Annotated in this window: 8 protein-coding genes; all 8 read left to right on the plus strand. The window is 41.7% G+C overall.

Annotated features, from left to right (window positions below):
• Positions 1 to 184 precede the first annotated feature (184 nt).
• A complete protein-coding gene (locus C8270_RS12815; protein WP_106497209.1) occupies positions 185 to 1,435 on the plus strand; it encodes a DNA polymerase IV in 1,251 nt (416 codons plus the stop codon).
• Positions 1,436 to 2,068: 633 nt separating this feature from the next.
• Positions 2,069 to 3,112, plus strand: a complete 1,044-nt coding sequence (gene argC, locus C8270_RS12825) for an N-acetyl-gamma-glutamyl-phosphate reductase (protein WP_106497211.1) — start codon at positions 2,069 to 2,071, stop codon at positions 3,110 to 3,112.
• Positions 3,113 to 3,124: 12 nt separating this feature from the next.
• The gene (gene argJ, locus C8270_RS12830; RefSeq protein ID WP_106497212.1) at positions 3,125 to 4,351 is read left to right on the plus strand and encodes a bifunctional ornithine acetyltransferase/N-acetylglutamate synthase; all 1,227 of its coding nucleotides are present in this window, start codon (positions 3,125 to 3,127) and stop codon (positions 4,349 to 4,351) included.
• 15 nt (positions 4,352 to 4,366) lie between these two features.
• Positions 4,367 to 5,152 (plus strand): acetylglutamate kinase, encoded by a 786-nt coding sequence (argB, locus tag C8270_RS12835; protein WP_106497213.1) that lies wholly within the window; start codon positions 4,367 to 4,369, stop codon positions 5,150 to 5,152.
• Positions 5,153 to 5,200: 48 nt separating this feature from the next.
• Complete coding sequence (locus tag C8270_RS12840; protein WP_106498534.1) at positions 5,201 to 6,340, plus strand: acetylornithine transaminase; 1,140 nt, start codon at positions 5,201 to 5,203, stop codon at positions 6,338 to 6,340.
• Between the two features lie 20 nt (positions 6,341 to 6,360).
• The gene (gene carB / locus C8270_RS12845) at positions 6,361 to 9,534 is read left to right on the plus strand and encodes a carbamoyl-phosphate synthase (glutamine-hydrolyzing) large subunit (RefSeq protein WP_106497214.1); all 3,174 of its coding nucleotides are present in this window, start codon (positions 6,361 to 6,363) and stop codon (positions 9,532 to 9,534) included.
• Between the two features lie 1,060 nt (positions 9,535 to 10,594).
• Positions 10,595 to 11,563: an ornithine carbamoyltransferase gene (argF, locus tag C8270_RS12850; protein ID WP_199794676.1), complete on the plus strand. Its 969-nt coding sequence runs from the start codon at positions 10,595 to 10,597 to the stop codon at positions 11,561 to 11,563.
• A 22-nt stretch (positions 11,564 to 11,585) separates the two neighbouring features.
• The gene (locus C8270_RS12855) at positions 11,586 to 12,797 is read left to right on the plus strand and encodes an argininosuccinate synthase (protein WP_106497215.1); all 1,212 of its coding nucleotides are present in this window, start codon (positions 11,586 to 11,588) and stop codon (positions 12,795 to 12,797) included.
• Positions 12,798 to 12,936 lie beyond the last annotated feature (139 nt).

A 12,936-nucleotide genomic window follows, 5' to 3' on the forward strand; every position in this document is an offset into this window, starting at 1 on the left:
ATATAGCGTAAATAAGAAATCGAATTATTATCTTACTTAAAAATGTGATTTTAATTCAACTAATTATCATTTGTTTTAATATAGGTGTTTCTCCATCTAAACGGAGGGGATTGGATAATGTCCAGTCTCCTTTTTTTGTGCTATAATAAATAAAAAGAAACAACCGTTCGTAAAGGGTGATAGAATGTCACAATGGTATCCGAAAAAAGGCCGTGTTATCTTCCATATTGATATGAATTGTTTTTACGCATCCGTTGAAATGGCCTATAACCCGAAGTTGAAAGGAAAACCACTAGCAATTGCTGGTAATCCGGAAGAACGCAAGGGAATTGTTGTGACGAGTAGTTATGAAGCTAGGGCTAAAGGGGTCAAGACAACAATGACATTATGGCAGGCAAGAAAACTATGCCCGCAGTTAATGGTTTTACGACCTAATTTTGATCGTTACCGGGCAGCTTCCAGAGAAATGTTTAAAATGCTTGCTGACATAACCCCATTTGTTCAACCAGTTTCAATCGATGAAGGATACATGGATATTACGGAATGCGAGCATCTCGGGAATCCAATCAAAATAGCGGAAAATCTACAGAATAAAATTAAACATGAGTTGGATCTGCCATGTAGTATTGGGATCGCCCCAAATAAGTTTTTAGCGAAAATGGCCTCTGATATGAAAAAGCCAATGGGGATAACTATTCTTAGAAAGCGGGACCTATCTCATAAATTGTGGCCATTACCTGTTGAAGAAATGTATGGAGTTGGGGAAAAGACAGCACGGAAATTAAATGCGATTGATGTGAAGACGATTGGTGATCTTGCCGGTTGGGATGTTTACCAACTGAAACAAATTTTAGGCATAAATGGCGAACGTTTGAAAAACCGAGCAAACGGGATTGATCCAAGACAGGTAGATCCAGAAGCGGTAAATGAATTTAAAAGTATTGGCAGTTCGCAAACATTGGCTGAGGACACAACAAACGAAACCGAAATTAAGAAATTAATGGGGAAACTTGCTGACAATGTAGAACGTAGAATGAAACGAAAACAAGCTGCAGGGCGAAGTGTTCAGATTATGATTCGTTACCACGATCGGAAGACAGTTACACGAAGTAAAAAGCTGCAATCCTATATTGAGAAAAAAGCGGATATTCTTTTTGTTGCGAATGAATTATTTCAAAAACATTGGAACTTAGAACCGATACGCCTGCTAGGAATTACAGTTCAAGATGTGGAAGAAAAACAAAACATTGCACACCAACTTGACTTGTTTACCTATGAAAAAGAAGCGGGAAAAGAAAAGTTATATACGGCAATTGAAGAATTGACAACGAAATACGGGAAAAATCCATTTACACAGCTGGAGGAAAATCAAAATCAAGCGGATCAGCCGCACACAAGCTTTCAAAAAGATTTTTTGGATGATTATAAACGATAACAAGCACACACTTGGAATTCAGGTGTGGGCTTTTTTTAATTAAGTCTGTTTTCAAAAAGATTGTTGCACAATATTCATAAACTGTGCATTAACTACCGTTGCGGAAATACACTTCGCTTTCCCGCAGGACAAGGAATGCTTCGACAGCGTAACATCGCACGCAGAAAATGGTTTTTATTTTCAAGGAGTATACGTATATTTCCTTTACTGGTATTGTGCCTTATCATCTTATTACAATTATTTAAATATTTATACTTGATTACAGGAGAAGCATATATTTCCTCGCAAGCAGTCCGTATACACGTAGACTCCTGGGGGAAGAGAGGCATAGGTGAGACCCCGCAGTGCGAAAAGGGAGTAAAGGCTAAGATCGCCACGTCCTGTGGCAACGCCTTCATGACCAACGTCGTGTTGGCCTGAGGAGGCTCTCCAGCCGCCCCCGGAAAGCGTAGTGTATATGGGCTGCGGGTCAGAAAGCAACAAAAAATGCGAAACCAACATTTATACCAACTACGAAATTATTATAAATTCAACCCCTTCAGAAAATAATTAAAATATTTTAAAATAACTGTTGTATATTTATTCAATATTTATTATAATGATACACAATTAATTTTTAAGGGGCTGACATTTGTGAAGGTAGGAATTGTAGGTGCGAATGGGTATGGGGGTGCAGAACTAATTCGGCTCTTGCACAATCATCCAATGGTTACGGTTGATTTACTCGTTTCTCATTCGACGCAAGGGCAGAAAATAACGGATCAGTATCCACAGTTGCAACATGTCTTAGAGTTACCATTGGAAAAACTCCATGTTCCGGAAATCATCAATCGGGTGGATGCGGTATTCTTTGCAACGCCCTCAGGAGTGACGAAAGATATTGCTCCTCCATTTGTCGAAGCAGGCATCCCGTGTATTGATCTCTCAGGCGATTTCCGGTTAAAAGATAAGCAAATGTATAAAGAATGGTATAAAAATGCACCCGCTGAGCAGGAGTTTTTGGATATGGCTGTGTATGGGTTGCCTGAGATCTATCGCAAGGATTTGAACGACAGAACATTTATTGCTAATCCGGGTTGTTATCCGACAGCAGCACTGCTCGGTATCGTTCCAGCAGTTAAGGCATCCATAATTGATACAACTTATCCGATTATCATTGACGGAAAAACTGGGGTATCTGGTGCTGGTAGAAAGCCTACACAAGGGACATTATTTTCGGAAATCAATGAGAACATGAAGGCATATAAGCTTGGTAGTCATCAGCACACACCGGAAATAGAGCAAGTATTGTCCCAAATTAAAGGGGCAGAGACAAAAGTAACATTTAATGCCCATTTGGTTCCTATGACAAGAGGGATTTTATGCACGATTTATGCATCGTTAAAAAATATACACCTGACAGATGCAGATGTTGTGCAATTGTACAACGAGACTTATCAAGATGAGCATTTTGTTCGGGTTAGACCAGAAAAATGCTGGCCGGCAACAAAGGAAGTATACGGAACAAATTTTTGTGATATTGGTGTTTCAATTGACCAACGAACGAATATATTAACGATCATTTCGGTCATTGACAATCTAGTGAAAGGTGCAGCCGGTCAGGCGATCCAAAATCTGAATCTAATGAACAATTGGGATGAAAAAACAGGACTGGATACTATTCCGGTTTATCCATAGAAGGAGGGCGTAATGGAAACTTATACAAAAACAAAACTGATCGAAGTTGATGGTAATGTTGCAACAGCCAATGGGTTTTACGCTGGCGGATTACATTGTGGGATCAAGCGCAAACGAAATGATTTAGGTTGGTTATATTCAGATGTGCCTGCCAATACTGCTGCTGTATATACGACAAATCAGTTCCAGGCAGCACCACTTGTTGTAACAAAGGAAAGCATTCAAGCAGAGGGAAAAATTCAAGGGTTAATTGTTAATTCTGGTGTTGCAAATGCTTGTACGGGTGAAGAAGGATTAAGCAATGCCTATCAAATGCGCCATTTGTTTGCAAATAAATTAGGAATCGCCGATCACCTTGTAGCCGTCAACTCAACTGGTGTCATTGGCGAGCAGTTGCCAATGGAAAAGCTTACAGAGGGAATTGCACAAATTGACTTGACTGATTCCGTTCAGGAGAATTTTGAAAAAGCGATTTTAACGACCGATACGTTTACAAAACATGCATGTGTACAGACCGAAATAGATGGGCAGCAAGTGATAATTGGCGGTGCGGCAAAAGGTTCGGGAATGATTAATCCTAATATGGCAACAATGCTCACTTTTTTGACAACCGATGCAGCGATTGAACCGGCTGCTCTGGATTTGGCACTAAAGACAGCGGTAGATCAGACGTTTAATTGCATTACAGTTGATGGCGATACAAGTACAAATGATACCGTGATGGTGATGGCGAATGGATTAGCAAACAATCCATTAATTACACAACAAGATTCGGAAAGTTTTCAGTTATTTAGTGATGCGTTAACAGTTGTATGTCAGAATCTTGCAAAACAAATTGCCCGAGATGGTGAAGGTGCAACGAAACTAATTGAAGTACAAGTCAAAGGAGCAAAAACGCATGAGGATGCACAAACAATCAGTAAAACGGTCGTCGGTTCAAGTCTTGTAAAAACAGCAGTATTCGGTGCAGACGCTAATTGGGGTAGGATCATTTGTGCAATCGGGTATAGTGGAACCGAAATCGATACGAATAAGGTAGATGTCTCCATTGGCAATACGCTAGTTGTTCATCGGGGTATGCCAGTCATTTTTGATGAAGATACAGCTGAGGCTTATTTGCAACAAAAAGAAGAAATAACGATTGTCATTGATTTGAATAGTGGGAATCAGGAAGCAACGGCATGGGGCTGTGATCTTTCTTATGACTATGTGAAAATTAATGCTTCCTATCGTACGTGAGGAGGGGAAACGTCTATGTCCTATCTTGTTATTAAATGTGGTGGAAGTGTCTTGGAGCAACTTCCAGCAGCTTTTTACAAAAACATTGCTTCGATTGCGCGTGATTATCTATATCAGCCAATTATCGTCCATGGTGGTGGGCCAATGGTTTCCTCGCTACTCACGGAACTAAATATGGAAACGAAGTTCGTTGATGGGATGCGCGTGACAACTGAGGAAGTGTTAGATGTGGTGGAAATGGCGTTATCGGGTTCGGTCAATAAGAAAATCGTTCGTCATATCATTGCGAATGGTGGTTCAGCGGTTGGATTAAGCGGGGTTGATGGCATGCTGCTGGAAGCTAAAGTGCTTGTGCATCAGCAGGGACTTGGCTTTGTTGGGGAGGTTATTGCTGTTAACACGATGGAACTGGAGTCAATCAGTAGCCAAGGCAAAATCCCTGTCATCTCCCCAGTTGCAATTGATAAGCAAGGTCAACGCTGGAATGTCAATGCAGATCTAGCGGCAGCAGCGGTCGCAAAAGCATTGCAAGCACCACTATATATGATGACAAATGTTCCAGGAGTTCTTAAGCAAGGCAATCTGCGAACAAAGCTGACCACCTCTGAAGCAGAAGCGATGATAACTTCTAGCCACATTCATGGTGGAATGATACCAAAAGTTCAAGCAGCACTGGATAGTTTGCAGCAAGGGGTAAACGAAGTCGTCATTTTGAACGGTCTAGAAATAAACAGTCTCCCCCGGCTCTTGCAAGGAGAGGAAATTGGAACATCATTTAGCTTAGATAAAATTGAAACATGATAAGGAGGGATTGAGTTGGCAGAAACAAATACCGTAACTTCTTCGTTAATGAACACTTATAATCGTTTCCCCGTTGCCATTAAACAAGGAAAAGGAAGTTATGTTTGGGATACAGCAGGGAAGTCATTTTTAGATTTCACTTCAGGGATTGCGACATGTAACCTTGGCCATGTTCCAGAAGTAGTGAAATACGCTGTGGCTGATCAATTAGAAAAGCTTTGGCACTGTTCGAATCTATATCAGATTGAAGCACAAGAACAGTTGGCAACTTTATTAACCAATAACAGCAATTTTGATCAGGTATTTTTCTGTAACAGTGGTGCAGAAGCGAATGAAGCAGCATTGAAATTGGTTCGCGCCTATCACACGGAAAGACGCACAATTGTCACGTTCAACAAATCCTTTCACGGCAGAACACTGGCAACTTTAAGTGCTACAGGGCAGGAAAAAGTACAAACAGGTTTTGCTCCTTTATTGTCAGGGTTCACCTATTTACCTTATAACGATAACACTAGTCTAAAAAGCCTTCAACATGACCCGCCAGCAGCTGTTATGTTTGAACTTGTTCAAGGAGAGGGTGGGGTTATTCCAGCAGATCAGGATTGGATAGATGAACTTGTGCAAATTTGTTCCGATCAGCAGATTTTGCTTGTTGTTGATGAGGTGCAAACAGGGATGGGAAGGACTGGAACCTTGTTTGCCTATGAACAATATGACTTTGAACCGGATATTGTCACACTCGCAAAAGGGCTGGGATCCGGATTTCCAATCGGGGCGATGCTCGCGAAAGAGGAAGTGGCTAACGCATTTCAACCAGGCAGTCATGGTAGTACGTTTGGTGGGAATCCACTAGCTGCAACAGCTGGGCTGGCAACGGTGACAGAACTTGTTCATTCTCCCGTTATAAAAAGTAGTTTAGAGAAAAGCCTGTTGCTGATTACGCAGTTAAAGCAGCTTATGGATGAATTTCCACAACTGAAAGGAATCCGTGGCAAAGGGTTGCTAATTGGGATTGAAGTAGATGGTATGGCAGGTGAGATTGTTCGGAAAGCGATTAAGGAAAACTTATTAATCTTAACAGCAGGACCAGATGTGGTGCGTCTTTTGCCACCACTTACCGTGACAGAAGATGATATTTTGCTATTCATAGAGGAATTTCGCACCGTGTTGGAAACACTTTTTTCATAGAAGGATAGGAGGTTTGACTTATTCATAAGATAAAAAAAGTACTCGTTATTGGTTCTGGACCAATTGTCATCGGGCAGGGAGCCGAATTTGATTATGCTGGTACAGAGGCATGCCTAGCGTTAAAAGAAGAAGGAATAGAAGTTATTTTGCTTAACAACAATCCAGCTACCATTATGACCGATGAATCGATTGCCGATCATATTTACATGGAGCCGATGACCGTCACAACGATTGAGGAAATTTTTCAAAAGGAACAACCTGATGGCATGATCGGGACACTTGGCGGCCAGACAGGACTGAATTTAACACTAGAAGTCTATCAATCTGGGTTACTTGAAAAATATGACGTTCAATTGTTAGGGACATCGGTGGATTCGATTCAACAAGGGGAGGACCGGGAAAAATTTCGTGCACTGATGCAGGAGATGGGAGAACCAGTTGCGGATTCACACATTATTACGACGGTTGATCAAGCTATCCATCATGCAGAAGAAATGGGTTACCCGGTGATGGTTCGGCCTGCCTATACACTAGGAGGTGCAGGTGGCGGGTTTGCGGAAGATGCAGCGTCATTGCAATCGATCGTGACGACTGGTCTACAGGTAAGTCCGATTCATCAGGTCTTGCTGGAAAAAAGCATCAAAGGCTGGAAGGAAATTGAACTTGAAGTCATTCGTGATCGTGATGATGACTGTGTGATTGTTTGCAGTATGGAGAATGTGGATCCAGTCGGTGTCCATACTGGTGATTCCATTGTCGTTGCACCACAGCAAACATTGACCGAGGAACAATATTCGTTGCTTCGTGATGCAGCGGTGAAAATTATTTGCAGGCTTGGTGTTGTCGGTGCTTGCAATATTCAATTTGCATTTAATCAGGACAAAAATAGCTATTATATTATTGAGGTAAATCCACGGGTGAGTCGTTCATCTGCTTTGGCATCAAAGGCAACAGGCTGTCCGATTGCGGTAATAGCAACCAAATGTGCGCTGGGGTTTAAATTGGATGACTGTTTTCCTTCCAAAACGGAGGCTGTTCATGAACTTATGATCGATTATACCGTCGTAAAAATGCCGCGCTTTTCCTTTGATAAGTTTCCAACAGCAGATAGAAAGCTGGGAACCCAAATGAAAGCGACCGGGGAAACGATGGCAATTGATCTGACATTTGAAGCTGCCCTAAATAAAGCCATTCGCTCGTTGGATAATGGGTTGACAACATTGACACATCCGATGATTTCCGGTCAAACCGATACCGTTCTGCTTGAGCACATGCAAATACCGACCGATTTACGTTTGTTTGCTATTGCAGAAGCATTACGACAAGGAAAAAGCATTCAAGAAGTCTATCACTATACCTCGATTAGCCTGCCATTTTTAGAAAAAATCAAGCAAATCGTGGAGATGGAAGTAGCTTTATCGCAAAACTCGTTAGCCACGATTTCAGCCGAACAGTTACGTCAGGCAAAACAGATGCAAATAAGTGATAAGGCATTAAGTGAACTTTTGCAAACGACTGAATCAGCAGTTCGGGAAAAAATCAAAGCGTGTCATTTATCGCCTACTTATCAAGTTGTCGATTCCGAAAATCATTTTCCGTATTATTATTCGACATGGCATGATGACCTTAATCATGATGCAAGATGTAACGGTGATAAAAAGGTGCTTATCATTGGATCCGGGCCAATTCTTATTGGGCAAGGCATGGAATTTGATTATGGGTCGGTACAGGCGATATATGCATTAAAAAAAATGGGCTATACAACAGTCATTGTCAACAACAATCCAGAAACAGTTAGTACCGATAGCACTGTAGCCGACCGGTTGTATTTTGAAGCCTTAACTGCCGAGGATATTTTAGCGATCGTCAATCGAGAAAAAGTGGCTGGTGTATTGATTCAGTTCGGCGGGCAAACAGCGATTAACCTGGCAAAAGAATTAAAAGCAGCTGGCGTTCGTCTTTATGGAACAACACCTGAAAAAATTGATCAGCTCGAGGATCGTCAGCATTTTTATCAGCTGTTGAAACAATTACACATCCCGCATATGAAAGGGGAAATGGCCTATAGTTTAGAGGAAATAAAAGCTGCTGCAAATCGAATTGGTTATCCGGTTATCGTTCGTCCATCCTATGTTATTGGTGGGCAATCGATGTATATTCTTCACCAGGAAGAGACAATGGATGCATATTTAGCAACACTGCGTTATTCAGATCAGCGAATTTGGCCGATTTTAATTGATAACTATACGCCTGGTCTTGAAGTGGAATTGGATGCGATTAGTGATGGCGAACATATTTTGGTGCCGGGAATTGTGGAACACGTGGAAAGAGCTGGTGTTCACTCAGGTGACAGCATTGCCGTGATGCCACCTGTTCATTTATCCAAACTACAGCAGAATATTTTACTCGATTATACGAAATCCATTTGTAAACAGGCAAACATTGTCGGATTGGTAAATATCCAGTTTGTTGTAACGGATGAGCAAATTTATGTATTGGAAGTAAATCCACGGGCATCACGAACGGTACCGATGATCAGTAAAATAACCGGTGTACCAATGGTCGAGCATGCTGTTCGTACACAAATGGGGGAGAAACTAAAGGCGGATGGTGGACCAGAATCACTTGGTTACTATGCAGTGAAAGCACCCGTGTTCTCTGCAGCACAGTTAACGGGTGTTGATCCAAAACTAGGGCCGGAAATGAAATCGACTGGAGAATTGATCGGTTTAGCAAACACCTATCAACAGGCACTTGCTAAAGCAACATATTTTCCTGCGTACTCATTAAATAAGGATGCGAAAAAGCCTTATTTGCTATGTTCCATTGCGGACAGAGAAAAGGCAGCATTTCTACCAGTACTTAAGACACTCAGCCAGGATTTTTCATTACTTGCGACATCGGGAACGAGTGCGTTTTTAACTGCACATGGTGTTGCTAATCAAACTGTTGACAGCAACCCGGAAGCACTGTCGGATTTATTTCAGGAGCAATCATTAGCGGGGGTTGTTGTCATTCCAAGTGGTTTTCAAGATAAACGAAGCGGTAACGAAATCAGAACGTTGGCAATCACACATCAAGTTGCTTTGTTTACTTGTCTTGAAACATTACAAGTGGCAGTGGATTGTATGGATAAAACGCTAGATCCGATTACATCATTGCAGTCGTATCATCGTCTTTATGCAACCATTTAAATGATAGGCTTTTTCTAACGGGATGCAAGGTAAAAAACAGGAATTTATGCAAAAAAGCCAAGATGAAAGCTCACACTAGAATGATTGCAGTGTGGGCTTTTCATCACTTATATAAACGATATAAAAAATTATGATATTCAATTTTATCAAAATTATTTGAAATAGGTATTGTATATTTATACGTATTTAGTTATAATAATACATAATCTAAAATAGAATCCTATATAGAGAAGGAATTATTCGAATTTATAATAATTCAACTTTCGCAGTGTAAAAGGGACAAAATAAGCCTTGATAATATAAGGAAGTATGTATATTTTTCACTACTCAAGTTGACTTGGATTAATCACATTTAATCAAGCTGTGACTGCTAGACTCTTTTCTAAATGTACGCGCATTTGCCGCCGTCCGGGATCCTTCCGGGTGGATGCTTTCCGCGGGCACGGCCTCAGCCTCCTCGAGAAAACCACTCTGCGGGGTCTTCGGACACGTGCTGGGGCTGCGCTAACTCGCCCCACCGAAAACCATTGTTCCCGCAGGAGTCACCACCCTCCACTCACCCAGACTAGTGAAGCGGTAGAATGTGGCTTGGTAGAAAACATACTACTACAGTTAATGGTAGTAAATGCAAAACCAGTGTAGGAAATACGCGGAGACTCCTGGGGGAGGAAAGGCCTAGGTGAGACCCCGCAGTGCGTTAGCACGAGGAGGCTCAGCAGCCGCCCCCGGAAAGCGTAGTGTATTTCCGAAACGGCGAGGGAGTAATTTTTTAGTTACTGTGCATTTTGTGTATAAATCAACAAATGTTTTTGATGGGGAGAATAATCGCAGTCCCAATTTTAACAGTCTTTAGGTTTACCAGAGTTGTCAAGGCAATTATTAGAAACATTCCAATTTGCCTCAGCTAACTGTTTGATCTTATTTCATTGGTGTGAAAGTTGAGTAAAAATTATGGAGGGCTCTCCAGCTGCTCCTGGAAAGCGGAGTGTATACGGGATGCGGAGCAGATAACAACAAACAATGCGAATAGAGCGTTATTTCAAAGAAAGGGTTGATTCCAATGGCTAGCACACTTTCAAAACAAAAAGCACGACCCATGTTGGGAAAAAAAGATTTTCTAGCTTTAGGCGACCTCAGCAGTACGGACATAATGGCGTTGCTGGATGAAGCGGTCCGGCTTAAAAAACAAACCAAATTAGGAATTCAAGAACCACATTTACAAGGAAAAGTTCTGGGAATGATTTTTGAAAAGGCATCAACAAGAACAAGGGTATCGTTTGAAGTGGGGATGCTCCAACTTGGTGGGCAAGCAATTTTTCTTAGCAGCAATGATATTCAGCTTGGCAGGGGAGAATCAACAATCGATACAGCAAAAGTGTTATCACGTTATGTTGATGGGCTGATGATCCGGACATTTAGCCATGACATGATGGAAACATATGCAAAGCATGCTTCGATCCCGGTTATTAACGGGTTGACAGATTTGCATCATCCAACACAGGTGCTAGCAGATTTATTAACCATCTATGAGCATAAGGGAAAGTTTAAAGGATTAAAACTTGCCTATATTGGTGATGGCAACAACAATATGTGCCATTCGCTGATGGAAGGCGCGGTGAAGGTCGGGATGGATATTCATGTTGCGTGTCCACCTGGTTATGGCCCAAATCCAGGTATTTTTCAGCAAATGACACATGAGGCCAAGGAAAACGGTACGACGGTGGAATGTAGTCAGGATCCATTTGAAGTGATGGCTGGTGCTGATATTGTCGTTACGGATGTATGGGCAAGCATGGGGCAAGAGGATGAAAATGAGCAACGAAAGAAAATTTTCACACCTTATCAGGTAAATGAACGTTTGTGTCAGCAAGCAAAAGCGGATTTTACTTTTCTACATTGTCTACCAGCCCACCGCGGGGAGGAAGTAACGGCCGGAATAATTGATGGCCCTCATTCCGTTGTATTTGACGAAGCAGAAAATCGTCTTCATGCACAGAAAGCACTATTAAAACTGTTATTAGGTGAATAATTCAAATATGGAGGGATTATACATGAGTGAAGGAAAAGTAGTGTTAGCTTACTCAGGTGGTTTGGATACGTCGGTTTCTATTAAATGGTTACAGGAGAAATATAACTATGATGTCATTGCACTGGCGATTGATCTTGGTGAGGAAAAGGATTTGGAATCGGTAAGGCAAAAGGCGTTAGATGTCGGAGCGATCAAAGCCATTGTTATTGATGCAAAGGAAATGCTTGCGAAAGACTACTTAATGCCAGCTTTACAGGCCAATGCTTTATATGAAGGGAAGTATCCATTATCTTCGGCATTAAGCAGACCGTTAATTTCCAAATTGCTTGTCGATGTTGCCGAACAAGAAGGCGCAGTTGCTGTAGCCCATGGATGTACTGGCAAAGGAAATGACCAGGTGCGTTTTGAAGTATCGATTCAAGCACTAAACCCTAATTTACAAGTGGTTGCACCGGTTAGAGAATGGGGCATGACAAGGGATGAGGAAATTGCTTATGCAGAGAAAAAAGGAATTCCTATCCCCGTTGATCTTGACAATCCATTTTCGATTGACGCGAATATCTGGGGAAGAGCGTGTGAAGCGGGTGTGCTGGAGAATCCGTGGAATGAAGCACCAGAAGCAGCATTTGCCTGGACGAATCCAATTGAAGCAACACCAGACCAACCTGAACTTGTCGATATTTCATTTGAAAATGGCATTCCAGTGGCACTTAATGACCAACCAATGGAACTTGTTGACATGATTGAAACATTAAATGAAGCTGGCGGCAAGCATGGAATTGGACGGATCGATCATATTGAAAATCGTTTGGTTGGCATTAAATCACGGGAAGTCTATGAAAATCCGGCGGCATTAATCTTAATCCATGCCCATCAGGAAATGGAGTTTTTAACACATACGAGGGAAGTTAGCCAATTTAAGAAAACAATTGATCAGCAGTTTGCCAAAATGATCTATGAAGGTCTATGGTATTCTCCATTGCGTCCAGCCGTTGATGCATTTGTAGCGGAAACACAAAAAACGGTCTCCGGAAAAGTTCGTGTGAAGTTGTTTAAAGGGAATCATACCGTTATCGCTCGGAAGTCTGACTATAGTTTATATAATGAGGAACTGGCAACCTATGAAAAGGGAGATATGTTTGATCACACAGCAGCAGTTGGCTTTATCAAATTGTGGGGATTGCCAACGAAAGTACACGCTGAAATCCATCAAAAGGAAAAGCTCTTTTCGTAATGCTTGTTGCATTTTAAATTTCGTACTTGATAGAAAATGCGACGTAAGTGCTATGTTGATTTCACATTGTTTGTTGCTTTCTGCCCCGCAGCCCGTATACACTCCGCTTTCCGGGGGCGGCTGGAGAGCCTCCTCAGGC

The sequence above is a fragment of the Lentibacillus sp. Marseille-P4043 genome (assembly GCF_900258515.1).
Taxonomy (GTDB): domain Bacteria; phylum Bacillota; class Bacilli; order Bacillales; family Amphibacillaceae; genus Lentibacillus_C.

Bases quoted from the DNA above. Each gene is read 5' to 3' on its own strand.
- argJ (WP_106497212.1), top strand. From the start codon at position 3,125: ATGGAAACTTATACAAAAACAAAACTGATCGAAGTTGATGGTAATGTT.
- C8270_RS12840 (WP_106498534.1), top strand. From the start codon at position 5,201: ATGAACACTTATAATCGTTTCCCCGTTGCCATTAAACAAGGAAAAGGA.
- C8270_RS12855 (WP_106497215.1), top strand. From the start codon at position 11,586: ATGAGTGAAGGAAAAGTAGTGTTAGCTTACTCAGGTGGTTTGGATACG.
- C8270_RS12815 (WP_106497209.1), top strand. From the start codon at position 185: ATGTCACAATGGTATCCGAAAAAAGGCCGTGTTATCTTCCATATTGAT.
- argF (WP_199794676.1), top strand. From the start codon at position 10,595: ATGGCTAGCACACTTTCAAAACAAAAAGCACGACCCATGTTGGGAAAA.
- argB (WP_106497213.1), top strand. From the start codon at position 4,367: ATGTCCTATCTTGTTATTAAATGTGGTGGAAGTGTCTTGGAGCAACTT.